The sequence below is a fragment of the Massilia glaciei genome (assembly GCF_003011895.2).
Lineage (GTDB): Bacteria > Pseudomonadota > Gammaproteobacteria > Burkholderiales > Burkholderiaceae_D > Telluria_A > Telluria_A glaciei.
Genome location: NZ_PXWF02000226.1, coordinates 1 through 213, shown reverse-complemented (window position 1 = coordinate 213; position 213 = coordinate 1). Strand labels below are relative to the sequence as shown.

1 tRNA gene is annotated in these 213 nt (G+C 44.6%); it reads right to left on the bottom strand.

The features are described 5' to 3' along the window. Window positions 1-35: 35 nt before the first annotated feature. A tRNA-Ala gene (locus C7C56_RS13845) sits at window positions 36-111 on the bottom strand. Window positions 112-213 lie beyond the last annotated feature (102 nt).

Below are 213 nucleotides of genomic sequence, written 5' to 3'. Positions count from 1 at the left end.
GCTTACGTTTGTACTTTCAAGATATCGTAGAGTAATGGTGGAGGATGACGGGATCGAACCGACGACCCCCTGCTTGCAAAGCAGGTGCTCTCCCAGCTGAGCTAATCCCCCGGTCTTATGTGGCAGTTACTTCAAAAATCATCTGGCTCTGCCAGTAAATTTTTTACTAATTACCCCAAACGAAAGTAGGTTTTTACTTTCGTTTGATAACCT